The organism is Sphingobium quisquiliarum P25, from assembly GCF_000445065.1.
GTDB lineage: Bacteria > Pseudomonadota > Alphaproteobacteria > Sphingomonadales > Sphingomonadaceae > Sphingobium > Sphingobium quisquiliarum.
Window position 1 is genome coordinate 45,193 of the sequence record NZ_ATHO01000007.1, and the last position, 25,831, is coordinate 71,023.

Below are 25,831 nucleotides of genomic sequence, written 5' to 3' on the forward strand. Positions count from 1 at the left end.
ACATCGCCCCGCTAGTCCGCCCCCGGCCAAATGGTCCAAAAGGGGGACTTGAACATGCGTATCACTACCGCTCTGCTGCTGGCGTCCACCGCCATCATCCTGCCCGCCGTACCCGCTTTCGCAGAGGAATTGCCATCTGCTGAAACAGACGCCACGGAAAGCGCGAACATCGTCGTGTTCGGCCGTGGCGAAACCCGGCAGGTGCAGGAAATCCAGTCGCAGGATATCGTGACCTTGACGCCGGGCACCAATCCCCTGAAAGCCATTGAGAAGCTTCCCAGCGTCAATTTTCAGTCCTCCGATCCCTTCGGCGCTTATGAATGGTCGCAGCGCGTAACCATCCGCAGCTTCAGCCAGAACCAGCTCGGCTTCACCTTCGACGGCATTCCGCTGGGCGACATGAGCTATGGCAATCATAATGGGCTCCACATCACTCGCGCGATCAGCTCCGAAAATATCGGCAGCGTGCGCGTCAGCCAGGGCGCGGGTTCCATCGGCACGCAGGCGACCAACGCGCTGGGCGGCACGGTGGAAACCTTCTCCGCCGATCCTGCCGATTACCTGACCAACGGCAATCTGGGCGCGCAGGGCAACCTGACCTATGGCAGCAACGAAACCTGGCGCGCCTTCGCCCGCCTGGCCTTGGGCACTCGCGACGGGATTCGCGGCTATGCCTCCTATGGTTATGGATCGACCGACAAGTTCCGGGGCGAAGGCGTGCAGGACCAGCATATGGGCAATGCAAAGGTCGTCATTCCCGTGGGCGATGTCACTGTCGATGGCTGGCTCAGCTATTCGGACCGGCGGGAGAATGATTATCAGGATATGTCGAAAGCCATGATCGCGCGCCTGGGCTGGGACTGGGACAACACATTCCCCGACTATGCCCGCGCGATCGACTATGCCAGCCGGTTGAATGACGTGGATTTGATCAGCAACAGCGGCGGCTCGCCTTTCCCCGATGGCCTTTTCGATTACAGCGGCGCTCCGGTGGCAGGCGGCCAGGTCTATCCCGGCAATGTCACCGGCCCGGACGACGCCTATTATGACGCCGCTGGCCTGCGCAAGGACTGGCTGGGCGCGATCGGTCTTTCAGCGCCGCTGGGCGAACAGGCCAGCCTGAAGATCAAGGGCTATTACCATCATAACAAGGGCATGGGTCTGTGGGCCACGCCTTACCAGCCCAGCCCGAACGGGGTTCCCATGTCGGTGCGCACCACCGAATATGAAATGGACCGCATCGGCGTGTTCGGCAGCGTCGACTTTGCGCTCGGCATCCAGAATTTCACCGTGGGCGGCTGGTATGAGAATAACCAGTTCAACCAGGCCCGCCGCTTCTATGCCTTCGCCAGCCGCACGGACCCCGGCCTTTCCTTCCGCGACTATCCGAAAAACCCTTTCGCGACCCAGTGGGAGTTCGACTTCACCACCGACACGATCCAGTATCACGTCCAGGATCGCATCGACCTGGGGATGGTGACGATCAACCTGGGGTGGAAGGGCTTCAAGGTCACGAACAAGGCCGAAGCCGTCGTTCAGGCAACTTTCCCCGAAGGCAAGATCAAGGTGGAAGATTGGTTCCAGCCCCATGCGGGCGTCGCCTTCGAACTATCGCCGGAAGCCGAAGTCTTCGCCGGTTTCACGCAGGCGACCCGCGCCTTCGCCAGCGCCACGACCGCGGGCCCCTTTTCCACCAATCAGCTTGGCTTCGACGCCATTCGGGATGATTTGAAGCCGGAACAGTCGGACACCTACGAACTTGGCCTGCGCTACCACAATTCCGTGTTCAACGGCGTGATCGGCGCTTATCTGGTGAACTTCCGCAATCGCCTCCTGTCCGTTCAGGTGGGCAGCCCGATCCAGGGCTTCGCGGCGGCGCTGCAAAATGTCGGCAAGGTCCGCTCCATTGGCGTCGAAGCGGCGGGCACGCTGCAACTGGGCGGCGGGTTCAGCCTGTTCGGTTCCTACAGCTATACCGACGCGACCTATCGCGACGATGTCGTGGACGCCAGCGGGGCGGTCGCGCCGATCGAGGGCAAGACCGTGGTCGACAGCCCCAGGCATCTTGCCCGTGGCGAAATCAATTATGAGCGGGATGGCGCTTTCGGCCGCATCGGCGTCAACTATATGTCCCGGCGCTACTACACCTACACCAACGATCAATCGGTCCCCGGCCGCGTGATCGTGGACGCGACCGTGGGCTATCGCTTCACCGACAGGCTGGAGTTGCAACTGAACGCCACCAACCTGCTCGACAAGCGCTATATCAGCACCGTGGGTTCGGGCGGTTTCAGCAACAGCGGCGACGGCCAGACGCTGCTGATCGGCGCGCCCTCGCAATTCTTTGCCACCATCAAGGCGGGGTTCTGACAATGAAAAAGGCCGCGCCTTTCCTTTGCCTGCTCGCCGCCGCCTTGCCAGCAACGGCTTTGGCCGAGCCTGTCCTTCTGATCTCGGTCGACGGGCTTCGCCCCGGCGACGTGCTGGAGGCGGAAAAGCGCGGCCTTTCCATTCCCAACCTGCGCCGTTTCGTGAAGGAGGGCGCCTATGCCTCTGGCGTCACGGGCGTGCTGCCGACATTGACCTACCCCAGCCATACGACATTGATCACGGGCACCGCGCCCGCGCGCCATGGCATCATCTCGAACAACAGCTTCGACCCGATGCAGATCAACCAGGGCGGCTGGTACTGGTACGCATCCGACATCAAGGTGCCGACCCTGTGGGAAGCCGCCGCGAAAGCCGGGCTCAGCACCGGCAACGTCCATTGGCCCGTCAGCGTCGCCGCCAAGGGCGTGACATGGAACCTGCCGCAAATCTGGCGCACGGGCCATACGGACGACGCCAAGCTGCTGGAGGCGCTCGCGACGCCGGGTCTAAAGGCGGAGATGGAGAAGGCGACCGGCGAGCCCTACGCCATGGGCATCGACGAAAGCCTGCCCGGAGATGAAAATCGCGGCCGCGCGGCCGTGGCCCTGATCGCGGCGCACAAGCCTGATTTCGTGACGGTCTATCTGACGGCGCTCGACCATGAGCAGCATCTGAAAGGGCCCGGCTCGCCGGAAGCGAAGGCGGTGCTGGAAAAGATCGATGCGATCGTCGGCCGGCTGGTCGCTGCCGAACAGCAGGCGCATCCCGGCGCCGTGATCGCGCTGGCGAGCGACCATGGCTTTGAAGCGACCCACAGCGCGCTCAACCTTTTCCGCCCCTTCATCGACGAAGGGCTGATCACGCTGGGCGCAGACGGCAAGATCGCGTCCTGGCGCGCCATGCCGTGGCTGTCCGGCGGGTCCGCCGCGATCATGCTGGCGCAGCCGCAGGATGAAGCGCTCGCCACCAAGGTCAAGGCATTGCTCGACAGGCTGGCCGCCGATCCGGCCAATGGGATTGCCAGCGTCGCCGACCGGCAGGCCGTTGCAAAGATGGGCGGCAATCCGCAGGCGGCCTTCTACGTCAATCTGCGCGCCGGTTATGTGACGGGGCTTTTTGCGGGCAAGGACGCGCCCATTGTCGCTCCGGCCCCCGTCAAGGGCATGCACGGCTATTTTCCCGGCCCGCTCAACCTCCGCTCCTCTTTCATGCTGCTGGGCAAGGGCGTGGCGAAGGGAAGGGACTTGCGCGAAATCGACATGCGGGCGATCGCGCCTACGCTGGCGGACATATTGGGCATAGCCCTGCCTGACGCGGAACAGCCTGCCTTGAAGTGGAAGCAATAGAGGACGTCATCAAGGTGAGGGGGTGACGAGCAGCGTCAGCCTCTCCTCGCTATTGGCCGCGATCTGGAGCGTGTAGCGGCCCGGATGTAGCGAGTAATCTACCATCTTGCGAATGCCCGAACAGTTGGGCCCATGCCCATGGGCGACGGACTCCGCCAGGATGCGAGCGGGGCGGGCAGTTCTGCCCCGGCCGCGCATTGGGGTTGCCCATGATCCATCTGCGCCATCGACGCCGTGGGAAACAGGGCCGCCACCACGGCGAGCGGCAACGGAGCGCGGCGGAATGACATTGCGGGCTTCCTTCTTCGACTCAAAGCTATATACGGCCGGATATATCGAGTCGAACGACCGGGGGAAGGGGGTTTCATGCGTTTCCATGTCGCCGCACTGCTATTGGCAGGCAGCGTTTTCACCGCCCAGGCGCAGGCGGAAACGGCGCCGGAGGATGATCAGTCCGGCCGTTTCTCGCTGGGCCAGATCATCGTGACCGCGCCGCGTACCCAGGGGATCGAAATCGACGGCAGCACGCTTTCGTCCGACGCCATCCATATGTTCAGCCGAACCGCGCTTGAGGACGCCGTCAACCTTATGCCCGGCGTCGCGGCGGGGAACAGCGGCGGCACCCGCAATGAACGGCTTGTCTTCGTGCGCGGCTTCGATCGTTTTCAGGTTCCGCTGTCGATCGACGGCATCCGCGTCTATCTGCCCGCCGACAACAGGCTGGACTATGGCCGCTTCCTGACCACCGACATAGCCGAGGTGCAGGTGGCCAAGGGCTATGCCTCCGTCCTCGACGGGCCGGGCGCGATGGGCGGCGCGATCAACCTCGTCACGCGCAAGCCCGCCAAGGCGATCGACATCGATGTGCGTGGCACGGTGAATTTCGACAATGACGCCGATTATGCGGGCTATTCGACATCCGCCATGATCGGCATGCGCCAGGACAAATGGTATGCGCAGGCCAGCTATGCCCGCAGCTTCACCGACCATTGGGACCTGCCCAACGACTTCACGCCCCGCAACCGGACGCTGGAAGATGGCGGCGCGCGCGATTTTTCGCGCACGGAAGACTGGCGCGTCAACGCCAAGGCCGGCTTCACCCCCAACGCCACCGACGAATATGCGCTGAGCTATACCTATCAGGAAGGATCGAAGGGCGCGCCGCTGCACATCAGCGACACGGTGACGGCGCCGCGCTTCTGGGATTGGCCGGAATGGAACATCACCAGCGTCTATTTCCTTTCCACCACGGCTCTGGGCGATCGCGCGACGTTGAAGACGCGGGCCTATTACAACCAGTTCGATTCCATCCTGCGATCCTTCAACGATCGCACGCTGACGACGCAAAGCCGCCCCTTCGCCTTCGACAGCCCTTATGAGGACAAGGCGTGGGGCGGATCGCTGCAACTGGATTTCCAGGCGAGCGACGCCGACACGCTGCGCCTTGCCTGGCATTACCGCCATGACCGGCACGTCGAATTCCAGACCAGCTTTTCCAACGCAGGCGCCGCCACCACCGAACCGCGCCAGACCCAGACGGAGGAGACATTTTCGGCCGCGCTGGAAAATGAGCTGAAGCTGAGCCCGGACCTCAGCTTCACGCTGGGCGGCAGCTTCGACTGGCGCAACCTGATCAAGGCGCAGGAATATGGCGCGCCGCTGGGCACGTCGGGCGCGTCCGTTCTTTACGAATATCCGCGCCGGGATGCCGACACATGGAACCTTCAGGGCCGCTTCGACTGGCGGGCAAGCGAAGCGCTCAACCTGCATGCCAGCCTGTCGTCCCGCGCGCGTTTCCCCACCATTTTCGAACGGTTCAGCCAGCGCTTCAACACCGCCATTCCCAACCCCGCGCTGAAAGCCGAGCGGGCCACCAATGCGGAGATTGGCGGCAGTTGGGCGAGCGGCCCGGTCCGCGTGGAAGGCGCGCTATTCTATAGCTGGGTGCGCGATGCGATATTCAGCGTGCCCACGCCAGCCTATCCCTGCACCGCTTCGACGACGCCGCCCGCCGTGCCCCGGCCCGGCTGCGCGCTCACCAGCCTGTCACAAAGCCGCAATGCCGGCAAAGGCCATTATTACGGGGTGGAATTGTCCGTATCCGCCACCGTCCTGCCGGGTCTGGACATCGGGGCGAACTATACCGGCATCAAGCGGGTGCTGGACTATGCCGCCAATCCGCTGTTCCGCCCCACCGGCGTCCCCACGCACAAGGGCTTTGTGTATCTGGACTGGTCGCCGGTCGAAAGGCTGCACATCATCCCCAGCGCCGACCTTGCTTCCAATCGCTGGACATTGTTCACGGCAACGCCAGCGTCGCAGCCGCAACGCTATTACCGCACCGGCGCTTATGTGAACGCCGCCCTGCGCGTGGACTATGCGTTGACGGACAATGTCGAGATCGGCGTGGGCGGGCGGAACCTGTTCGACGACTATTATACGTTGACCGATGGCTTTCCCGAACCGGGCCGGACATTATTCGCCAATTTGCGGGTGCGCTACTGATAGTCATAGTCGCCCTGATGTTGCTGCGGGTGGCGCATTGTGACCTGACGGAGCATAAAAGCATAACGATCATCTCTTATCCGTAACAAATCATTGCTGCAAAGGCTGGGTGGCGTCAGGCTGATTGACCGGCGCCGCCAACACTCCCACAGACCCCCTCATTCTAATGCGACTAAGTCGCACTATTATCAGGGGGTCTGCTTCATGTCCGTCACGCCATCCAGCACGCTATGCCGCTATCTGTCGCGCGCCAGCCTCATCGCCCTGGGCGTCACCATTGCTTTCCCGGCTTTGGGTGCTGATAGCGCTATGGCGGAGGCTGATGACCAGAGCGGCGGCGCGATCGTGGTCACGGCGGCGGGCTATGAGCAGGATATCATCGAAGCGCCCGCCAGCATCACCGTTGTCGGCCGCGAGGAGTTGCAGGAAAAGCGCTTCGGCAGCCTCGCCGAAGCCTTGCAGGATGTGCAGGGCGTCGATGTCGGCGGCGAAGCGGGCAAGACCGGCGGCCTCAACATCTCCATACGCGGCATGCCCAGCGACTATACGCTGGTCCTGATCGACGGCCGCCGCCAGAATGCGCCCGGCGGCGTGACGCCGAACGGCTTTGGCGAAACCTCCACCAGCTTCCTGCCGCCCTTTTCGGCGATCGACCGGATCGAGGTGGTGCGCGGGCCCATGTCCACCCTCTACGGATCGGACGCGATGGGCGGCGTCGTCAATATCATCACGCGCAAGGTCGGCAATCGCTGGGTCGGCACCGCGACCGCCGAAAGCACGATCCAGGGCGATGACCGCTTCGGCAATATCCAGTCGGTGAACGGCTTTGCCCAGGGGCCGCTGGTCCCTGACCTGATCGGCCTGACCCTGCGCGGCAGCGTCTTCCACCGCGAGGCGTCCAGCATCGACATCCCCGGCGATCCGGCGCTCACGCTCGGCCGCAATCCGGTCAAGTCCGACATCTACACCTATGGCGGCCGGTTGAGCTTCACCCCCCATGCCGATCATGACCTGTGGATCGAATATGACCGCAACGAACAAAGCTATGACAATAGCGAAGGGCAGTTGGGCACGCTGGGTTCGGGCGGCTATGCGCCGCGGCAGCGCTTCAACCGCAGCAATTATGTGCTCGCGCATAGCTGGCGGCTCGGCTTCGGCCAGCTCGACACGACGCTGACCCGCAACGAAACGGAAACGATCGGCCGCCTGATCCCCAACGGCACGCCAGGCGCGGTCCCCGGCAGCCCCCGCACGCTGGAGGCGCGCAACGACATCATCGATTCCCGCTTCGCCGGGAAAGCAGGAGCGATCGCCTTCACCGTGGGCGGCCAATATTGGAAGGCGCGCATGGTCGAGGGCGTCGCGCCAGAGCCGTTCAAGTTCACGCAATGGGCCGGTTTCGCCGAAGCCACGCTGACCCTGGCGGAAGGGTTCAACGTCACCGGCGGCGCGCGCTACGACCATCATTCGACCTTCGGCGACAAATGGTCGCCGCGCGCCTATGCCGTGTGGAACATCACCGATGCGGTCACGCTGAAAGGCGGGGTCAGCCGGGGCTACAAGACCCCGCGCGTCGAACAGATTGCGGAAGGCATCATCGGTTTCGGCGGGCAGGGCCGCATCCCCCTGCTCGGAACGCCGGGGCTGAAGCCGGAAATCAGCACCAGCTATGAAGCCGGGCTCTATTATGACGGCAACGGCTTTTTCAGCGGCAATGTGACGCTGTTCAACAACGACTTCACCGACAAGATCGCCAGCGGACCGGGCATCCCCAACTGCCGCTTTTCAGGCGCGCCGAACCGGCCCGGCTGCCTGGATGTCGGCCCATTCCCGACCGTCGACCTGTTCAGCCAGTCGATCAACATCGACAAGGCGCGCACCCGCGGCGTCGAGGTCGCGACCCGCTTTGTCTTCACGCCCAGCCTGTCGCTGTCGGCCAACTACACCTATACCGAAACCGAACAGTTGAGCGGCGCGGACGAAGGATTGCCGCTGATCGGAATGCCGAAGCATATGCTGAACGGCAATCTTCGCTGGAAACTGGACGACAAGGCCAGCCTTTGGGCTCGCGCCGAAATCCGCTCCAGCCGTTATCGCGGCAACAATGCGCAGCAGGCGGCGGTCGGCGACTTCCGCAGCTATGAAGTTTTCCATCTGGGCGGCAATTACCAGATCACGCCCGCTTTCCGCCTGTCCGCGACGATATATAACATCCTCGACACGGACTATGCGGTCTATGTTCCCTATCAGACCAGCCCGTCCGCCACGGCCTATACGCCTGCCTATTCGATCAATCAGGAAGGCCGCCGCCTCTGGCTCTCCGCCACCGTGGATTTCTAACGGCGTACAGCCGCAGGCGTCCTGCACGGGGCAGGGGCTTGCGGCCGTGCAGGCGGAGCGTCAGCGTTTGCGCACGAACTCGGCCCTCAGAACGAGGCCCTTTATGCCTTCGTAGCGGCAGTCGATTTCCTGCGCGTCTCCAGTGAGGCGGATGGACTTGATCAGCGTGCCGCGCTTCAATGTCTGGCCCGCCCCCTTGACCTCCAGATCCTTGATCAGCGTGACCTGATCGCCATCGGCCAGCAGGTTGCCGACCGCATCGCGCACTTCGGGCTGCGAAGCGGCGGCTTGCCGGTCCGCCAGTTCGGACGCAGGCAGCCATTCGCCGCTGTCCTCGTCATACACATAGTCCTCGTCAGCCATATCGCCTCCCATGATGATGGGGTCCGGTACAACAGCGAAGCGATCCGGGCCAAGGGCAAAGCGTTTCCGCCGGGGGCTTTAACCGGCGGCCGGAAGCCTGTGCCCGATGGCGAAGGCTTTCATTCGATCCTGCGTCAGGGGAGCCGTTATGCCGCACCGCCGTTGCGAAGCGGCGAACTCATAGCGTGGCCAGCCCCTTGAGCCCGGTGTCTTCGGACGGAGGCGGCAGGCAGGACGCGACTTTCGCCAGCAGGGCGCCCATGGCCTGGGTGATTTCGGGATCGCGCATATGGCCGTGGATCATGTTCGCCAGTTCCTGATCTTCCTGCCGCACGTTCGACAGGGCGGCGTCGTCATTGCCGCCGGTCCATTGGTCGATCTTCAGGCGCAGATGATCGAGCAGGGTAAGTAGCGACCCGGAAGCCTCCATTTCATGTCCCGTGACGCCGATCTGCGCGAGCAGTTCGCGGGCCATGTGCATCCTGTCATGCGCGGTCTCCTCCAGCCGTGACTTGAGCGCGGGCTGGTCTGCCACCTTGGCCGCGCTGGCATAGAGTTCGGCCGTGTCGATCAGCCGGTCCCCCACGGCCTGCATGACCGCATGATCAGCTGCATTCGCCATAGTCTGCTCCCGATAGATATTCCCCTGACCGGAACACGGCCCGTTGCGGAAGGGTTCCGCTATCCGTTTGCGCCTGGGTGGAAAAGGCGTCTATGGCCCTGCTGGAGCGATCTTCTCGCCAAGCGGCTTGCCTTGAGCATCCAATCACCACCATAAGGTTTGTCATCCCCTGTCTACGCCATTGAAGATAATCTGATTTTGACCCCCGACCCGCGCCTCCTCCTGTTCGTTCTTGCCGCTCCTTATCTCGCCAGCCTTTGCGCTGCGTGGCTGCCGGTGCGGGCGCGCGCGACGGCGGCGGCGATGTCGGGGATGGTCGCGCTGGCCGGGCTCGTGGCGATCGCATTCTTCTATCCCGCCGTGGCCGGTGGCGGAACGGTGCGGCAGGAATATGAGTGGCTGCCGATCCTCGGCCTCAACCTGGTGGTTCGCCTGGATGGCCTGACGCTGCTGTTTTCGGGGATGGTGCTGGCGATCGGCGCGCTGGTCAGCCTCTATGCCCGCTATTATATGTCGGCGGAAGATCCCGTCCCGCGCTTCTTCTCCTTCCTGCTGGCCTTCATGGGATCGATGCTGGGCATCATCCTGTCCGGGAACCTGATCCAGATCGCGTTCTTCTGGGAACTGACCAGCCTGTTTTCCTTCCTGCTGATCGGCTACTGGCATCATAACCAGAGCGCCCGCGACGGCGCGCGCATGGCGTTGATCGTCACTGGCTTTGGCGGCGTGTGCCTGCTGGTGGGGCTGCTGCTGCTGGGCCGCATGGCGGGCAGCTACGACCTGGACGTGGTGCTCGCGGCGGGTGAGAAGATCCGCGCCGACGCGCTGTACCTGCCCGCTCTCATCCTCATCCTGCTTGGCGCTTTTACCAAGAGCGCGCAGTTCCCGTTCCATTTCTGGCTGCCGCACGCCATGGCTGCGCCCACTCCCGTGTCGGCCTATCTCCATTCGGCCACCATGGTGAAGGCGGGCATCTTCCTGCTCATCCTGCTATGGCCCGTGCTGGCGGGCACCGGCGCCTGGTATCTGATCGTTACCACCACGGGCCTCGCCACCCTGCTGATCGGGGCCTGGGCCGCGATATTCCAGCATGACCTCAAGGGGTTGCTGGCCTATTCCACCATCAGCCACCTTGGCCTCATCACGCTGCTGCTGGGCCTGGGCAGTCCGCTGGCGGCGGTCGCCGCGATATTCCACACGGTCAATCACGCGACGTTCAAGGCATCGCTGTTCATGGCGGCCGGGATCATCGATCATGAAACCGGCACGCGCGATCTGCGCCGGTTGAGCGGCCTTGCACGCTACATGCCGGTGACGGCGACATTGGCGATGGTCGCGGCCGCGGCCATGGCGGGCGTCCCGCTGCTCAACGGCTTCCTTTCCAAGGAGATGTTCCTGGCCGAAGCGCTGGAGGGGCATAGCGGGACCATTATCGACCAGTTGCTGCCCTATCTCGCGACGCTGGCGAGCGCCTTTAGCGTGCTGTATTCCATAAGGTTCATCCATCAGACCTTTTTCGGCCCGGAACCTCGCGATCTGCCGCACCAGCCGAAGGAAGCGCCGCCATGGATGCGCCTGCCGATCGAGATATTGGTGCTGCTCTGCCTGCTGGTCGGCATCATTCCGGCGCTGACGATCGGACCGTTGCTGGCGGCGGCGGCCCGCGCGATGCTGGGCGCGGCCACCCCGGAATACAGCCTTGCCATCTGGCACGGCTTCAACGCGCCGTTGCTCATGAGCATGGCCGCCTTGCTGGGCGGAGCGATCATGTATCGCATCGCCGGTTCCCGATTGAATGCCATCGAACAGTCCCCCATCATCGGCCGGATCAAGGGACGGCGCGGTTTCGAAGCCACGCTGGCCACGATCATCGACGGCGCGCGCATGCTGCACAGGCTTCTGGGCACGTCGCGGTTGCAGGTGCAGTTGCGTCTGATCATCGGCACGGCGCTGGCGGGCGGCGCGATCCCTTTCCTGCTGCTCGGCTTCACATTGGGCGACAAGGCAACGACGCTGCTAGATCCCGTCTTCGCCGTGCTGTGGATGATAGGCGGCGCATGCGCGGCCGGGGCGGCCTGGCAGGCCAAGTTCCACCGGGTCGCGGCGCTCACATTGGCTGGCGTGGCGGGGCTTGCGGCCTGCATCAGCTTCGTCTGGCTGTCCGCGCCGGACCTGGGCCTCACCCAGTTGCTGGTGGAGATCGTCACCCTTGCCCTGCTGCTGCTCGGATTGCGCTGGCTGCCGATGCGGCGGACCGATATGTGGCAGGGCACGCCAAACCCCTGGTCCGTCAAACTGCGGCGGGGCGGCGACCTTGCCATCGCGCTTCTGGGAGGCGGGGGAATAGCCGCCGTCACCTATGCGATGATGACCCGCCCGCAACCGGACTCGATATCACGCGCCTTCATCGAAAAAGCCTACCCGGAGGGGGGCGGCACCAATGTGGTCAACGTCATCCTCGTGGACTTTCGCGGTTTCGACACGCTGGGGGAAATCACCGTCCTGTCGATCGTCGCGCTGACGATATTCACCCTGTTGCGCCGGTTCAGGCCCGCCCCCGAAAGCGTCGAACTGCCGCATCAGCAACGCCAGCAAAACGCCGCCGACAAAGCGCGCAGCGGCGCCGAGATGGGGGATACGGTCGCGCATTATCTCTTCATACCGCGTGTCATCATGGAATGGTTGTTCCCCGTTGTCCTGACCTTCGGCCTCTATCTCGTCATGCGGGGCCATGACCTGCCGGGCGGCGGGTTCGCCGGGGGCGTCACCGTGTCGATCGCGATCCTGATCCTCTACATGGCCAGCGGGACGCGCTCGGTGGAGGCGCGGCTGAATGTCCGGCCTGTCCGCTGGATCAGCCTTGGCCTGCTTTGCGCCCTGCTGACGGGTCTCGCCTCGCTGCTGCTGGGCTATCCGTTCCTGACGAGCGAAGCGCGCTACGTGACCGTACCATTGATCGGCGCGATCCCCCTTGCCAGCGCCCTGATCTTCGATATCGGCGTCTTCGCCGTTGTCGTGGGCACGACCGTGCTGATCCTTATCGCGCTGGCGCACCAATCGATCCGGTCGCCCCGGACGCGCAAGCCCGACGACCTTCCGCCCCGCCCGGCAGTCAGGCAGGGGGAAGGCTGATGGAGATCGTCCTTGCGCTCGCCATCGGCACGTTGACGGCATCCGGCCTCTGGCTGCTGTTCCGTCCGCGAACGTTCCAGGTCATCCTTGGCCTTTCCCTGCTGGCCTATGCGGTCAATCTGTTCATCCTGGCCGCCGGGCGCATCCGCACGGACGCGCCGCCGGTCGTCGCGCGCGATGCGGCAAGCGACCCCGCTCTCTATGCCGACCCCTTGCCGCAGGCGCTGGTGCTGACCGCCATCGTCATCTCCTTCGCGACGACGGCGCTGCTGCTGGTCGTTTTGCTGGCCTCGCGCGGGCTGACCGGCACTGACCATGTCGATGGCGAGGATGGCGACCAGTGACCGGGTGGGCGCATCATCTCATCATCCTGCCGATCCTGCTGCCGCTGCTGGCCAGCGCGGTCATGCTTGCCTTTGACGAGCGGCGGCGCACGCTCAAGCGGCTGCTCAGCTTCCTGACCATGGTGGCGCTGGTCGCGGTTTCGACGGCATTGCTCTGGCGCGTCGCGGGCGGTTCCCCGGATTCTCCCTCAGGCTCCTATGCCTATCTGCTGGGCAACTGGCCCGCGCCATTCGGCATCGTGCTGGTGATCGACCGGCTGTCGGCAATGATGCTGCTGCTGACCAACGTCCTGGGTCTGACCACTCTCCTCTACGCGCTGGCGCGCTGGGACAGGTCGGGGCCGCGTTTCCATCCGCTGTTCCTGCTGTTGCTGATGGGCGTGAACGGCGCGTTCCTGACCGGCGACATCTTCAACCTCTTCGTCTTCTTCGAAGTGCTGCTTGCCGCCTCCTACGGCCTTATCCTGCACGGGTCGGGGACGGAGCGGACCAGCGCCAGCCTGCATTACATCACCATCAACATCGCCGCGTCGCTGCTGTTCCTGACCGGCATAGCGATCATCTACAGCGTGACCGGCACGCTCAACATCGCCGACCTTGCGTTGCGCATACCGGCCATCGCCCGCGCGGACCTGGCCTTGTTCGAAAGCGGCGCGGCCGTGCTGGGCGTCGCCTTCCTCATCAAGGCCGGCATCTGGCCGCTCAGCTTCTGGCTGCCCAGAACCTACGCCGCCGCCGCGCCGCCCGTCGCCGCGATGTTCGCGATCATGAGCAAGGTGGGGATCTACGTCATCCTGCGCCTGTCGTCCGCACTGCTGGGGGCTGACGCGGGGGGCGCGGCGGGGTTCGCCGACGAATGGCTGCGCTTCGCTGGCCTCGCGACCATGGCTTTTGGCATCATCGGCATCCTGTCCGTCAGGCAGCTGACCGGCATAGCGGGCTATTATGTGCTGGTGTCGTCCGGCATCCTGCTCACCTCGATCGGGATCGGCGGACAGGCGCTGATCGCGGCAACGCTTTTCTATCTGGTCAGTTCGACGCTGGCCGTCGGCGCGCTCTACCTGATCATAGAACCCGTGGAGCGCAACGCGGATGAGGAGGACATGATCGCCGGGATCGCCGAACCGGTGTTCGACGATGAATATGTCGGCGCGCCGGAAGGGGAGGAAAGCGAAATCGGCGTGGTGATCCCCGGCACCATCGCGATCCTGGGCGGCGGGTTCATATTCTGCGCGCTGCTGCTGTCCGGCCTGCCGCCCCTGTCCGGCTTCATCGCCAAGTTCGCCATCATCGACGCCCTCTTCCGCCATGACAGGATCAGCGGCCTGGACGTGGCGTTGATTGCGCTCATGATCCTGTCGGGGCTCGCGGCCATGGTCGCGATGACGCGCGCGGGCATCGACCTCCTGTGGACGCCGGGCGAGGATTCGCCATCGCGGCTGAGCATCATCGAGGTCGGGCCGATCGGACTGCTGCTGGCGGTATGCGTCGGCCTGATGGTGATGGCGGGCCCGGCGATGCGTTATTTCGATCAGACGGCCGCCGCCCTGGCCGACCCGGCCATCTATATCGAAGCTGTCCTTTCAGCGCCGCGCGCGGGCGCCGATGCGGGAGCGGCGGCGCGATGAGGAGGCTTTTTCCCTTTCCGCTCCTCGCCTTCTCCCTCTTCGTGATGTGGGTGCTGCTGACCGGCTTTTCGCCCGGCCATGTGCTGGTGGCGGCCGCCGTGGCGCTGCTTCTGCCGCGCGTGATGCTGCCGCTGGGCTGGGAGAGACCGAAAATCCGCTTTTGCCGCGCGATGCTGACGCTCGCGCGGATCGTCATTGCCGATATCATCCGGTCGAACATAGCGGTGGGCAAGATCGTGCTGATGCGCAGGCCGGATCGCAAGTCGGGTTTCATCCAGCTGCCGGTCGCGCTGCGCGATCCCTATGCGCTGGCGGTGCTGGCGATCATCCTGACGGCCACGCCCGGCACCTTGTGGGTGCAGCATGATCCACGGCGCAACGTCATCCTCATCCATGTGCTCGACCTGATCGACGAACAGCAATGGATCGACCTCATCAAGCACCGCTACGAAAGGCTGCTGCTGGAGATATTCGAATGAGCGCGCTGGCCCTGGCCTATGTCATCACCCTGTCGCAGATCCTGCTGGGACTGGCGATGGGCTGCGCCTGCTTTCGCGTTCTGCGCGGCCCCCGCGCGCAGGACCGGGTGCTGGGTCTGGACACGCTCTATGTCAGCGCCATGCTGCTTCTGGTCACATATGGCGTGCAGACCGGCCGCACCCTCTATTTCGAAGGGGCGCTCGTCATAGGCTTGCTGGGCTTCACCAGCACGGTCGCGCTGGCCAAATTCATGATGCGCGGGGAGGTGATCGAATGATCCAGGCGCCGGACCTGCCCGGCTGGGCGGCGATCATCGTGGGCCTGCTGCTCTTTGCCGGAGCGGCCTTCACGCTGGTTGGGACATTGGGATTGATCCGCCTCAAGACATTTTACGACCGCGTTCATGCGCCGACGCTTGGGGCATCGCTGGGCACGGTGCTCGTCGCGACCGCATCCATGATCTGCTTCACGGTGTTGCAGACCCGGCCCGTCATTCATGAACTGCTGATCATCCTGTTCGTGACGCTGACGACGCCCGTGACGCTGATCCTGCTGGCGCGCGCGGCCCTGTACAGGGACCGAAGCGAGGGCGCGGCCCATGTGCCCGCGGACGACGAGTGATCGGGCGCATGGGGCGCTTAGTTCTTCAGGAGCGTCGTAGTCTTGCGTAGAATTTCGATGATCTTTCCCTCAACCTCATCGTCGTAACGCGACGTTGGGACGGCGACGCTGATGGCATAGGTCACCGCGCTATCGGATGGCACCGCCATGCCGATCGCCGATATGCCCCGGCTATATTCATCGCGAGTCCTGGCGAACCCGCCGGAGCGCACGCGCGCCAGTTCCTCTTCAATATCCCGGCGGTCGCAGCGCGTGTTGGGCGTGTAGCTCAACCGCTCGCTTTCCGTGAAGTAGCTTTCCAACTGGTCGGGCGGCATCGCGGCGAGCAGGGCCTTGCCAGCCGAGATGCAATGCAATGGGGTGCGCGTGCCCACGTCGATCGAATAGCGCAGGTTTTGGGAGGAGGTTTCCGTGATCACGGCCTCCGCCTCCCATCCCGTCAGCATGAACAGCGATGTGGTCTCGTTCAACTGCCCGCATATGGCTTTCACCAGCGGGGCGGCGCGGTCGGCAAGGCTTTGCCCTTCGGCAGGCTCGCGCAGCCGGTCGAGCCGCGCGCCCGCGAAATAGAGCCGCCCTTCCCGGTTCAGATAAGCGCGGTCCGTCAGCGTCGAAAGCAGATAGGAAAGGCTGCTTTCCGGGATGGACAGCGCTGCTGAAATCTCGACCGCGGATATGCCGGTCCTGTAAGCGACGACCAGTTCCAGAATATCGAGAGTCCGCAAGGCGGACTTGACCTTGGATTGGATATTCGTCTGCGCTGTCATCATGTTCCGTTCAAAACGTCAGGGCCCCGCGCTCGCTAAGTGTAGGCGATTGCAAAGATACTGGCCTCTGCTCGCAAACAGCGCGGATTTCTGCTCAGATTTGCTGACAGCAGGTGGGCCATGCTGCTCACGCTATGCGACAATGTGCTCGCCATCATCCGCGCCTGCTCGCAAACGGAGAAGGCCTGTTCTCGCTTTCTGCCAATAGCGAGGAGTGCCGGTGAGCGGTCTGGCAGCGATCGTTCCCGCCGGGTTTGCCGTAAGCATCAGCGCTCCCACTTCCTCAGGCTAGCAACGGATTGATCGTATAATGCCTGGAGCGAGCCGACCTGATTGTCTCGGAAGTGAATCGTCAGCACGAGATTGTCATACGGCAGATTGGCCGTGCAGAGCCCCGGCCGCGAGCCTCCGCCCATGGCGGAGCAACTCGCCAGCGATGGAGGACGCTTCTGACCTGCTTCGGCTGGCAACTGGTATGTCCAGAAAACACCATCACTTACCTTGCGCAGTGTTCGGCCGCGCCATGAAAGCGGGCGACTTGCGCAGACAGTCGAGTTGACAAGCGCCTCTGTTCCCGCTGCGCGGGCACACATCCGCTTCTTGCTTGCCACGCCCACCAAGTTTCGCTCCGGCAAGCTTGCGCTCGGATTTAGGTAGAACGAGAACCCGTCGCTGGGATCGAGCGCTGGTAGAAAGAACGGCTTATCATTGTCGGATATGTCGTTGGCTCTCGGGATGTCGAAGACTCGTCCCTCCAACCTCCTCTCGGCCGAGGCCGAGCACGCGCTGAGCAAGCTGACGATCGATAAAGAAGCTGCGGTAAGATGCCTGTTCATGCCGGCAGGCTATGAGAGAAGCGCAACGTCCACAATCGGTGGCACAGACGACATGCGTTGCGTCCGCGTGCGGGAGATACCAAGGCGAGGACAGCCAGTATCATATCGGCACACCGGCTTCGCGGAGCCGCTCGGTCAGGTCGCGGGTGTGTTCGGCGTCCAGCGTTCCGGCGAGGAACGCGCGTATGTCGGACGGCCGGGTGTTGAGCTGGCTGGCGAGCGCGCCCGCATCGTAACCGTTGCGCGTCAGCGTGGGTTCGAGGTCGTCAATCGCCCGCGACAGCACCTGCTCGACGATCTCGGCCGTGACGGGCTTGGCAGCGAAGCGGAAGCCCTGCTCGAAGGCGAGTGTCAGGTGCATCTCGATCTGGAGCGGGGTGCGCAGGCGCTCGGCGATGAGGTCGATCGCGTCCTCGTTCATCAAGTCGGCAACCTTGACCCCCTCGGCCGCACAGGCGCCGAGCAGCCAGGCAACATAGTCGCGGCGTTCGGCGCCGATGCCCTCATAGTCGAAGGTGGTCGTGCGGTAGCCGATCTCTTCCATTTGCGGGCGGCGCAGGTCGTTGCGTAGCCGAGGATGGCCGACCAGAAGGACCGACAGCAGCACGCCGGCATCAGCCACCACCTCCATCAACCGCTTGAGGCCGGTCAGCGTCTTGTGGTGCAGGTCATGCGCCTCGTCGACCACCAGTACGACCGGGCGCTTGCCCTTGCGCATGATGTCGCGCAGGTCGCGCTCGCGGCGCTCGGCCTGCTTGGGAATCTTCACCTGGGCACGGTCACCGGGCGAGAGATCGTAGAACAGCGCCTCGATCAGCGAGGGCAACGAGGTGCGGCGCTTGTCGACCGCAAGCGACTTGGCGACGGCGACCTTGCCCGCCCGGGCCAGCTCGTCCTCGATGCGGCGCAGCAGGTGCGTCTTGCCCGATCCGACCAGGCCGGAGACGACGATCAACCTGCCGGTCTGCACGGCCGCACAGACCTCGCGCACGAGGTTGCGCTGATGCTCTGTCTCGAAGTTGCCGACGCCTTGGAACGGGCGGGCGAGCCCGTAGCTGGATTGAACGTCGGCGAGCATCAGCTTGTCCCCCGTCTTGACTGGAACCGCTCTCGGATGCGGTCAGCGATGATGGTCTTGTCGAGCGTTTCGCCCAGCAGCGCGTCGATGAAGGCGCGGTCTGCCTCAGGCAGCGAGCCGAGCGGTCGCCGGAGCTGGTCGACGATGGCGTGGCGCGCCGCGAGCCCGGTCGGGTATGCCGTCTCGACCGCCGGCTCCGGAAAAGGTGTTTGCCGCACCGCGAGCCCTGCGGTGGAGGGCGGCAGCGACGGCAGCGGCCGGTCGCCGCCCGTCACGGTCGCGCGGGGCAGCCCCAGCTGGTCAGCGAGCCGGACCACCTTGTCGAGCCGCTCCTCGGCGCGGCTCTTCTGATACTTGCGATAGCGGTAGAGCGGCACGGCGCCGCGCGACGGCTCGTAAGGGCCATGCCGCTTGCCGTCATGCTCCACGAAGAGCTGCTGGTCGAACAGCCCCCAGAGCAGCGTCACCGTCTCGCCGGCGAGCTCGGGCTCGACCTCGTAGGAAGCGCCCTCAACCGAGACGGTCGCGTCGCCCGCAACGGTGCGCCGCTCGGGCTCACGAGCGAAGGCGCAGAACCGCTCCCATGAACACATGGCCCGCACGCCATCGCCGGGCAGGTGCCGCAGCCAGTGCTCGATCCGCGCGTGTGGCTCGGAACGATGGTCGCCGTTGTTGTAGGTGACCAGCGCACGCCGCATCCACAGATTGGCTTCCGCCTCGTCCTTGGGTTTGTGGAAGTGGTACAACGTCTCGTGCACCTCCTTCACCGTGCGGAACGGCCGCTCGACCTTGCCCTTGGCGCGGGCCGCGGTGTGCCGGTCGTCGGCCTTCGGCGGCAGATGGGTGAGGACGCGCACGCCGAGGCTGCCCATCACCGACTGGAACACGCGCGACCGGCTGACCGGGCCGTTGTCCATGTAGATCGTGACCGGCAGGCCCTGGAACGGCAGTTCGGGCTCAGGCTTGGCGGCGAAGGCGTTGAATAGAAAGCGCAGCGCGGACTCGGCATCCTCGCCATAGACGCTGCGATATTCCTGGTAGACCACGCCCGAGCAGTCATCGACGGCCGAGAACAGCATCAGCGTGGGTTTGCCGCGACCCTGCTCGATCCAGAGCGGCGCCTCGACCTGCTTGAGGTCGGACGGGCTCATGTCGAAGTGCCACAGCTCGTTGGATCGCCGCGCCTGAAAACGAACGGCTGCGTGGGGGCGGGTCACGCGGGCATAGTCCAGCCCTGATGAGCGGAGCAGCCGGTCGATGGTCGCCCGCTTCAGCAGGCCGGGTGCTACCTTGACCAGGCCCTCCGGCGTCTCGACGCCATCGGTTTCCAGGAACTCGATGGCGCGGGCGGTCGAAACGTGCCGGCCCTTCTTGTTGGTGGTCCTGATCTTCAGTGCGGCGACGATCTCGGCGTAGCGCTCCATCTCGGCCTGCGGGGCAACCCGCGTCGCACCATGGTCGGACCGGCGCACCGACTTGGGGCGGTTCAGCTCGCGCAACGCCCGGTAAAGGGTCCAGATGGAGATGCCATAGGCCTCGGCCGCACGGGCGATGATCTCGGTGCGACCGGGGTCGCGTGGGGGCAACAGCGACAACCGTCGGCGAAGATCGATCAGCGCCTCTCCAGGCGGTCGCTTCGCCCGGTCAGCCATGGGCTGTTGCAGCCTCCTTGATCGATGCACCGCTGCCGCGCTTGCCTGCATAGCGATAGAGGGTCGCGACCGACACGCCCATGCGCTTGGCGATGTCGCGCACCGGCAACGTGCCCTCCTTCATCATCGCCCGTGCCGCGGCGACGTCGCTCGGGCGCATTGCCGATGGGCGGCCACCCTTGCGACCCTGCCGGCGCGCCTCCACTAGCCCCGCGGTAGTTCGCTCGCGGATCAGGGCACGCTCGAACTGCGCGATGGCGCCGAACACGTGAAAGGTGAGCATGCCACCCGGCGTTGTCGTGTCGATGCTCTCGGTCAGCGACACCAGCCCGATCTTCTCGCGCTCCAGATCCTCGGCCGTGGCGATCAACTTCTTGAGCGAGCGGGCGAGGCGGTCGAGCTTCCAAACAACCAGCGTGTCGCCTGCGCGCAGCACGTCTTCCAGAATGCGCGCCAGTTCGGGCCGGTCATCGCGCGCGCCCGACGCCTTTTCGGTGAACACCCGCTCGCAGCCGGCCCGCCGCAGCGCATCGAGCTGGAGCTCGGGGTTCTGGTCGCTGGTGCTGACCCTGGCATAGCCGACCCGCATGAGCGTCTGATCTTCTCCAAACTCGTGCGGGGCATACCGTTTTGCGACGCGGGTTTCCAGAACAGTTTTGACAAAGTGCGGCCCGCAGATTTACGTTGCCGGCCCAGCAAGGCGATCGGCTCGTCAGAAACGGTCGTTTTGCAGAACCGCTGAGGAGCCGGGTTCATGCAGGTGCTCGATACGGTTGGCTGGGTCGGTGATGGCGACGACACCGACTTCTTCCTCGCAATCGAGCGCACCTTCGATCTGCGCCTGCGCTCGAACCTGCCTTGGACAACGTTCGGCGAGGTGCGTGACCATGTCGTCGCGCATGTCGCAGCCTACAGCGGGGGCGGCACGACATGCGCCACGCAGATGACGTTCTACAGGCTTCGACGCGCGCTCGGGCTTGGCCGGCACGTCGGGCCGGATGCGCCGTTGGCGCCGCTGATCGGTGGGAAGCTGCGCCAAGCGTTCAGCGACCTGGAAGCCGATACCGACCTCAAGATGCCGGCGACGCGAGCCGGATGGCTTGGGATTGTCAGTGGTCTCTGCTTCGCTGTCGCGGTCGCGATCCTCGCCTTCACGACGCTGGCACCTCCCCTTCGCATCTTCGCTGCTGGAGCGAGCGCCTACGCGGGGCTATGGTTACGGCACCTCGACCGCCGGCGATTACCTCGGAGGTGCGACACTATCGGCGATCTCGCCCGACTGGTCACGGAGCAGAACCGTGGCAGGCTTGCCCGCGACGGCGCGCGCCTCACCGCCCCCGAGATTTGGCGGATCATCCAGCAACTGGCCGCCGAGGAGAGCGGGATCGACCCCGATCTGATTGGGTCGGAAACGACCTTCTTCCGAGCCAAAGTGCGAGCAGCCTGATCAATGGCTTACTGGATTGCATAGATTGATGCCGAGACACGGGACATTGCGTGGCGTCGGACTGACGGCTTTGGGTGCCGTTGTCGTCGCAGGCTCTTTCGTCGCTCTCGGATTGCGACCGGATGGGATCGCCAGCTACTATCGCGATACGCTGACTCCGGCAGGGTTTGCCATTTGGTTCTGCGGCTTCGTAGCCGCCACACTCGCTCCACCCGCCATAGCTGTACTCTGCTGGTTTGGCGCCATGCGGTTCCGCTACGGGTGGCTTCTCCACATCCTGCTTGTTCCTGCCACCTACGCCGCTGTGCGAGGATCAATCGCGCTCATGCTCGCGGTAGCAAGTGAGCCGGACAGCGATGGCCCAACGAGATGGGCTACCGATCCAGCAGTGATGCTGATGGTGGTTTGCCCCATCGTGTACTTTCTGATCTTGGGTTCCACAAAGCTGCGTGAGCATCGCGCATCAGCAAATGACTGCTAATCTCGACTTTGTAGTTGGCAGATACCATGAGCGGCCCTTTGCCGTTTGCGAGCAGACGCGGATGATGGCGAGCACATTGTCGGATAGCGTGAGCAGCATAGTCGGCTCGTTGTCAGGTAATCTGGGCAGGAAAAGGCGCTGTTTGCGAGCAGAAGCTGCTACGGTTGCAAGCGCCTACAGCTAAGCGCACGCCTGCTGTAGGCTGGAACCAGCCGTGGAAGGAACCCACTTTCGCGCCGCCGCCCTCGCCGTTCAACGATCCGGCCGCGCTTCACGGCCGGATCGCTGGACATGAACCGGCTCAGCCCGCCTTCACCGCCCTGGTGCGCCAGCCATCGGCGTAGGAATCGCGTGCCACCTCGGAGTAAGGCACCGGCGCGACGATCGCCTTGATTTCGGTTTGCACATGCGGCTCGACGGTGGGCTTGCGGGTGCCGCCGTCCGGCTCGCCCCAAAGCAGCGTCACCTCGGTTCCCGGCTTCGCCAGTTCAGCATCGACCATGGCGAGCGCAAGGAAGCGGCCAGCATTCACCGTGTAGCCGATCCAGGTCGACAGGCCGACGATCTTCCCGTCTTTCAAGACGGAATCATAGGGGTGCATGCAATAGACGGAGGTGGGGAATTCCAGGAATTTCGCCTTGTCGCCGGTCTGGAGCATGGAGCTCATGACCCGGACGATGTCTTCATTGTCGAGGGCCAGCGTGACCTTGGTCCGATGGGGCTGGTCCTTCATCTTCTCCAGCGCTTCGCGGCCGACGAAGTCATGATCGAACTTCACCATGATGCCGTAGCCGAGATCCCAGGGCGTCAGATAATAGTCTTCGATATTGCCGGAAACGAAGCTGCCGCCCAGCGAGCACATGCCTTCATAGGATTTCGCGCCCAGCCATTCGCGGAAACCCCTGGTGCCTTCGCCGGTGTAGACAGCGGGCAGAGGCGAAGGAATCCAGCCGGATTCGAGCGTGTTGGATGAATAGGTGCGGCCGCCGCACAGGGTCAGGCCGAAATCCTTGCCCGCTTCGATCAGGGTATTGCGGACGGTGTCATAATCCTTCCAGGGGCCAAAAAGTTCGTAACCCGGCTGCCCGACCATGCCGTGGCGCAGTGCCCGCACCTCGACGCCGGCGATCTTCACGGGCGCCATGTGGAAGAATTTCAGGTCCGGCGGGGTTTCGCCCATCGCCTTTTCCAGAACCTTCATCGCGTTGGGGCCCTGGAGCTGGAAGCGATAGTTGCGGCGGTAACCCTGCTGGTCCAGCGGGCGCGCGGCGGTGCGCTCGTCGCGTTCCACCTTGACGTCCCACTTGCCGGTCGAGGCCCAATATTCGACCCACTCGATCGAGGGCGCGCGGCCGACCAGTTCGAACTTTTCCTCTTCGAGGTAGAAGAGGATGACGTCGCCGATCACATAGCCTTCCGGCGTGACCGGCGCGAATTGCTTGGCGCGATTGGGAACGAAGCCCTTGAAGCTGTTGGGCGCGAGGTAGGACAGCATGTCGAAAGCGCCCGGTCCGGTGACGAGCAGATCGACCATGTGGAAGCTCTGGTTGAACAGCACCGCGGTTTCCGCCCAGCTGCGCTGTTCATCGCGCCAGTTGGAATATTCGCCCGGAACGCCGGGATAGACATTGGGACCGGCCTGCTGGTTGCGCAGGAATTCAACGATGTTGCCTTGTTCATCCAGAATCTTCTGGAGTGTCTTCTCGCTCATGCCGTTGCCTTTCACTTTTGCGTCTTGGACATATTCAATGGGAATGACAGCCATTCCCTGAGGACTTCATCGAACTTCCGCTGGCGCCATGCGGCCAGCATTTCAATCACCCGCAATTACGTCCCCCCGACGCAGGAGACGGTCTCCTCCTGCCGGGAAACGGGCGATGGAATCACCGGCCGTTCCGTGATGTCGCACCCCTCCATATTCAATAACATGAAGAATTCACCTATCCGAAGATAATCTGCCACGCTAGAGAGAATCGCACAGCGACATTGGAGGGGAAAGGAATGCCCATCATTCATCCGAACTGGGATCGCGCCGCTGCCAACATGGTGGATGGCTATTCCCTGGAAATGACGGCGAAGGATGTGGACTCCCTGCGTGCCGCCGCGCCTGCCCTCAGGCCGGAAACGCCTGTCGCGGTGACGTTTCTGCCGGGCGAGGAATTCAAGGCTCGCATTGCCGCGACAAGGCTGGTGCGCGATCTGGGCTTTGAACCGATGCCCCATTTTTCGGCGCGCCGCATCCAATCCGCTGGCGAGTTCGAGGATTATCTTTCGGCGGCTGTGGCGGAAGCGGGCGTGAAGCGCTGCTTCGTGATCGCGGGCGATCCTTCCGAACCGGAAGGTCCTTTTTTCGACAGCAGCGCGCTGATCTCAAGCGGCGCTTTCGAACGGGCGGGGATCACCGCGATCGGGATCGGCGGCCATCCCGAAGGGCACCCCAATATGAGCAGGCAGCAATGCTGGGACGTGCTGCAAGACAAGGTGGCGGACATTGAAAGCCGGGGAATGGCGCCGCTGATCGTTACCCAGTTCGTGTTCGATGCGGATGCGGTTCTGGACTGGCTTGCCGATCTGCGGGCGCGCGGCATCGGTGCCCCGGTCCGCATCGGCGTTCCCGGACCTGCGGGCATCAAGACATTGCTGCGCTTTGCGGCACGGTGCGGCGTCGGGGCGTCTGCCTCGGTCCTTGCGAAATACGGCATTTCCATTACGCAGCTGTTCGGTTCGGCAGGACCGGACAAGCTGGTCGACACCTTCGCGCGAAAGCTGGGGCCTCAGCATGGGCGCGTGCGGCTTCATTTCTATCCCTTTGGCGGGCTTGAGAAGACCGTCGCCTGGATCAACGACTATGACCGCGCGCACTGACGCGGCAGTAAAGAAAGGAGGAGTCTGACGTGCCCGACATCTACACCTTGCGGCTTCAATGTGACGACAAGCCCGGCCTTGTCGCGCAAGTGGCCGGATTTCTCGCTTCACGCGGCTGCAACATCGTCGATGCGCAGCAATTCGACGACAGCATGAACAACAAATTCTTCATGCGCATCGCGTTCAAGCCGGGCGCGGGCGAGACGCTGGAGTCGCTGCGTGACGGCTTTGCGCCGGTCAGCGAAGGCGCGGGGATGGAATGGGTCATGCGGGACCAGGCCACTCCGAAAAAGGTGGTGCTGATGGTTTCCAAATGGGACCATTGCCTTGGCGATCTGCTCTACCGTTACCGGATTGGCGAACTGGCGATGGATGTCGTAGCGATCATTTCCAACCATCCGCGCGAATTGCTGCACACATCGCTGATCGGCGACGTTCCTTATCATTATTTCCCGGTGACGAAGGACACGAAGGCGGAGCAGGAAGCCAGGATCAAGCAAGTTGTGAACGATAGCGGGGCGGAGCTGGTGGTACTCGCCCGCTATATGCAGATATTGTCCGATGACATGGCCGCTTTCCTGTCCGGCCGGTGCATCAACATCCATCACAGCTTCCTGCCCGGCTTCAAGGGGGCCAAGCCCTATCACCAGGCCTATGACCGCGGCGTCAAGATGATCGGCGCGACCGCCCACTATGTCACCGCCGACCTTGATGAAGGCCCCATCATCCATCAGGACGTCGAAATGATCGGCCATGCCGACGTGCCCGACGAACTTGTCCGCAGGGGCCGGGATATCGAGCGCCGCGTCCTTGCGGAGGCCGTCCGCCTGCACCTTCAGGACCGCGTGTTCCTGAACCAGTCGCGCACGGTCGTGTTCAAAAGCTGACGCATGGCGCGCCAGCTTCCCGGTCCCCGCAGCGCAGGGCCGATGACCATCGCATATCTGCTCAGCA

Annotated in this window: 22 protein-coding genes; 13 read left to right on the forward strand and 9 right to left on the reverse strand. The window is 63.8% G+C overall.

The features are described from left to right. Nucleotides 1–54: 54 nt before the first annotated feature. Both L288_RS23200 and L288_RS23205 read left to right on the forward strand, forming a co-directional pair. Entirely contained in the window at nt 55–2,370 is a 2,316-nt protein-coding gene (locus L288_RS23200; RefSeq protein WP_021236505.1) for a TonB-dependent receptor, read from the forward strand. Between the two features lie 2 nt (nt 2,371–2,372). Then, nucleotides 2,373–3,716 carry an alkaline phosphatase family protein gene (locus tag L288_RS23205; protein WP_021236506.1) on the forward strand — a complete coding sequence of 448 codons (1,344 nt, stop codon included), beginning with the start codon at nt 2,373–2,375 and terminating at the stop codon, nt 3,714–3,716. Between the two features lie 9 nt (nt 3,717–3,725). Here L288_RS23205 and L288_RS43570 read toward each other — a convergent pair whose 3' ends face one another. Continuing rightward, nucleotides 3,726–3,914, reverse strand: coding sequence for a hypothetical protein (locus tag L288_RS43570; protein ID WP_084465566.1), 189 nt, complete (start codon nt 3,912–3,914; stop codon nt 3,726–3,728). A gap of 168 nt (nt 3,915–4,082) precedes the next feature. Between L288_RS43570 and L288_RS23210 the strand changes: the two genes are divergently transcribed. Both L288_RS23210 and L288_RS23215 read left to right on the forward strand, forming a co-directional pair. Further along, entirely contained in the window at nt 4,083–6,221 is a 2,139-nt protein-coding gene (locus L288_RS23210; RefSeq protein ID WP_021236507.1) for a TonB-dependent receptor plug domain-containing protein, read from the forward strand. Between the two features lie 204 nt (nt 6,222–6,425). Continuing rightward, on the forward strand, nt 6,426–8,561 hold the full coding sequence (locus L288_RS23215; protein WP_021236508.1) for a TonB-dependent receptor domain-containing protein: 2,136 nt from the start codon (nt 6,426–6,428) through the stop codon (nt 8,559–8,561). Between the two features lie 60 nt (nt 8,562–8,621). Here L288_RS23215 and L288_RS23220 read toward each other — a convergent pair whose 3' ends face one another. Both L288_RS23220 and L288_RS23225 read right to left on the reverse strand, forming a co-directional pair. Beyond that, entirely contained in the window at nt 8,622–8,936 is a 315-nt protein-coding gene (locus tag L288_RS23220; protein ID WP_021236509.1) for an alkylphosphonate utilization protein, read from the reverse strand. A gap of 166 nt (nt 8,937–9,102) precedes the next feature. Continuing rightward, nucleotides 9,103–9,546 (reverse strand): DUF2383 domain-containing protein, encoded by a 444-nt coding sequence (locus L288_RS23225; protein WP_021236510.1) that lies wholly within the window; start codon nt 9,544–9,546, stop codon nt 9,103–9,105. A gap of 198 nt (nt 9,547–9,744) precedes the next feature. Here L288_RS23225 and L288_RS23230 point away from each other — a divergent pair, with 198 nt between their 5' ends. Genes L288_RS23230 through mnhG form a run of 6 tightly spaced genes read left to right on the forward strand, consistent with a single transcriptional unit; the run spans nt 9,745 to nt 15,751 of the window. Then, on the forward strand, nt 9,745–12,678 hold the full coding sequence (locus L288_RS23230) for a monovalent cation/H+ antiporter subunit A (RefSeq protein ID WP_021236511.1): 2,934 nt from the start codon (nt 9,745–9,747) through the stop codon (nt 12,676–12,678). After that, entirely contained in the window at nt 12,678–13,022 is a 345-nt protein-coding gene (locus L288_RS23235) for a Na+/H+ antiporter subunit C (protein ID WP_021236512.1), read from the forward strand. The genes L288_RS23230 and L288_RS23235 overlap by 1 nt, the downstream gene beginning before the upstream one ends. Further along, entirely contained in the window at nt 13,019–14,650 is a 1,632-nt protein-coding gene (locus tag L288_RS23240; RefSeq protein ID WP_021236513.1) for a monovalent cation/H+ antiporter subunit D, read from the forward strand. The genes L288_RS23235 and L288_RS23240 overlap by 4 nt, the downstream gene beginning before the upstream one ends. Further along, nucleotides 14,647–15,129, forward strand: a complete 483-nt coding sequence (locus tag L288_RS23245; protein WP_021236514.1) for a Na+/H+ antiporter subunit E — start codon at nt 14,647–14,649, stop codon at nt 15,127–15,129. The genes L288_RS23240 and L288_RS23245 overlap by 4 nt, the downstream gene beginning before the upstream one ends. Then, entirely contained in the window at nt 15,126–15,407 is a 282-nt protein-coding gene (locus L288_RS23250; RefSeq protein ID WP_021236515.1) for a K+/H+ antiporter subunit F, read from the forward strand. The genes L288_RS23245 and L288_RS23250 overlap by 4 nt, the downstream gene beginning before the upstream one ends. After that, nucleotides 15,404–15,751, forward strand: coding sequence for a monovalent cation/H(+) antiporter subunit G (gene mnhG, locus L288_RS23255; protein ID WP_021236516.1), 348 nt, complete (start codon nt 15,404–15,406; stop codon nt 15,749–15,751). Before L288_RS23250 ends, mnhG begins: the two co-directional genes overlap by 4 nt. 17 nt (nt 15,752–15,768) lie before the next feature. Here the strand turns inward: mnhG and L288_RS23260 are convergent, their stop codons facing one another. The 5 genes from L288_RS23260 to L288_RS23275 all read right to left on the reverse strand — a co-directional run bounded on the left by L288_RS23260 (nt 15,769) and on the right by L288_RS23275 (nt 20,673). After that, complete coding sequence (locus tag L288_RS23260) at nt 15,769–16,521, reverse strand: IclR family transcriptional regulator (protein ID WP_021236517.1); 753 nt, start codon at nt 16,519–16,521, stop codon at nt 15,769–15,771. Between the two features lie 263 nt (nt 16,522–16,784). After that, on the reverse strand, nt 16,785–17,354 hold the full coding sequence (locus L288_RS42935) for a hypothetical protein (protein WP_062121710.1): 570 nt from the start codon (nt 17,352–17,354) through the stop codon (nt 16,785–16,787). A gap of 100 nt (nt 17,355–17,454) precedes the next feature. Then, complete coding sequence (locus L288_RS23265) at nt 17,455–18,432, reverse strand: ExeA family protein (RefSeq protein ID WP_007685991.1); 978 nt, start codon at nt 18,430–18,432, stop codon at nt 17,455–17,457. Next, entirely contained in the window at nt 18,432–20,084 is a 1,653-nt protein-coding gene (locus tag L288_RS23270) for an IS481 family transposase (RefSeq protein ID WP_007685992.1), read from the reverse strand. The genes L288_RS23265 and L288_RS23270 overlap by 1 nt, the downstream gene beginning before the upstream one ends. Further along, nucleotides 20,077–20,673: a recombinase family protein gene (locus tag L288_RS23275; RefSeq protein WP_007685993.1), complete on the reverse strand. Its 597-nt coding sequence runs from the start codon at nt 20,671–20,673 to the stop codon at nt 20,077–20,079. The genes L288_RS23270 and L288_RS23275 overlap by 8 nt, the downstream gene beginning before the upstream one ends. A 165-nt stretch (nt 20,674–20,838) precedes the next feature. On the opposite strand from L288_RS23275, the gene L288_RS23280 reads away from it, so the two are divergent. Continuing rightward, nucleotides 20,839–21,531 (forward strand): hypothetical protein, encoded by a 693-nt coding sequence (locus tag L288_RS23280; RefSeq protein ID WP_007685994.1) that lies wholly within the window; start codon nt 20,839–20,841, stop codon nt 21,529–21,531. A 782-nt stretch (nt 21,532–22,313) separates the two neighbouring features. Here L288_RS23280 and desA read toward each other — a convergent pair. Next, nucleotides 22,314–23,723: a syringate O-demethylase gene (gene desA / locus L288_RS23290; protein ID WP_021236519.1), complete on the reverse strand. Its 1,410-nt coding sequence runs from the start codon at nt 23,721–23,723 to the stop codon at nt 22,314–22,316. Between the two features lie 290 nt (nt 23,724–24,013). Between desA and L288_RS23295 the strand changes: the two genes are divergently transcribed. Further along, nucleotides 24,014–24,877, forward strand: a complete 864-nt coding sequence (locus tag L288_RS23295; protein WP_021236521.1) for a methylenetetrahydrofolate reductase — start codon at nt 24,014–24,016, stop codon at nt 24,875–24,877. Nucleotides 24,878–24,906: 29 nt separating this feature from the next. Next, nucleotides 24,907–25,764, forward strand: coding sequence for a formyltetrahydrofolate deformylase (purU, locus tag L288_RS23300; protein WP_021236522.1), 858 nt, complete (start codon nt 24,907–24,909; stop codon nt 25,762–25,764). Nucleotides 25,765–25,831 lie beyond the last annotated feature (67 nt).